Here is a 1,189-nt window from a genome sequence, read left to right on the forward strand (position 1 = left end):
TTGTATAAATCTATTATCCTAAAGCAATCTAATTGATGCTGAAAACCGGAAAATCAGAATTTCATATTATACCAAATCTTCAATTCGTCTTACTATGCTCTCCCATGTCATCTGATTATCAATTGCTTTTTTCATCTCTATAGCTTTTTCTTTCATTACACTAGATGCTGCAACTTCCATTACCGTCTCATAAATTTCATTTGTATTTTGTACAAAAGAATGAATTCTTTTTGCTATTCCAAGATTAACTAACTGATTTGCATTTGTAACCTGATCATTTATAAAAGGCATGGCAACCATTGGCACACCAAAACATAATGCTTCATTAATACTGTTCATTCCACAATGTGTAAGGAAAACATCTGTATGAGAAAGCACTTCTATCTGTGGCACAAAAGAGTACGCATATATATTCTCTGGAATTTTTCCTAATATATCTGGCGACACATTTCCAGTATTTAGAATTACAGATACTTCCTTACCACCAAATGCTTTGATGCATTTTTTATAAAAACTCTTATCACTAAGAATGCTGCCAAGAGAAATGTACACAATTGGCGATTTCATTTTCTCATACGGAATCACAACATTCCCGGATATAACCTCTGGTTTAGGAATTACATATAAATAGGAATCGTCAAACTCTTCACTCTTATTTTGAAATTGCTTAGGAATATATACAACATTAAGATTAGGTTTACTTTTGGTAATTCCATCCTTTAGACTCATATTTGAAAAACCTTTATTTGAGGCTACTTTCTTAGGCAGTACTTGCATATCTATTAATTTAGCTGATATTCTAAACACTGTTGGAGCCTCTATCCAAGTAGTTTCATTCCATGCTGGCTGCGAAAACTGTCTTACACTAGGAATTCCTAGTTGTTTTGCCAAATCTATACCTGGATAGAAAAACATTTCATAAATAAGTATGTCAAACTTTTCCTTTAAGGAAACGGCTGTATCATATGCTGCTACAAAAGAATGCTTTTTCTTGTATTTCTCACTTGCATTTTCAGGATAATTCTTATATGGGACAAATGTTGCTCCAGTATGTTCAATTTTTTCACGGAACTCTGGCGCATTCACATAAGTAACCTTATGTCCAAACTCCACTAACTTAGTAGCTAACGGGAGTGTCGGATTCGTATGACCCGAAAATGGTAAATTAACCATTAATACATTCATTTTT

1 protein-coding gene is annotated in these 1,189 nt (G+C 33.1%); it reads right to left on the reverse strand.

Annotation, left to right across the window (positions count from 1 at the left end):
• Positions 1–66: 66 nt before the first annotated feature.
• Positions 67–1,189 (reverse strand): hypothetical protein (locus tag MJZ25_16675; GenBank protein MCQ2125797.1); only part of this gene is annotated, 1,123 nt, incomplete at its 5' end.

The sequence above is a fragment of the Fibrobacter sp. genome (assembly GCA_024399065.1).
GTDB lineage: Bacteria > Fibrobacterota > Fibrobacteria > Fibrobacterales > Fibrobacteraceae > Fibrobacter.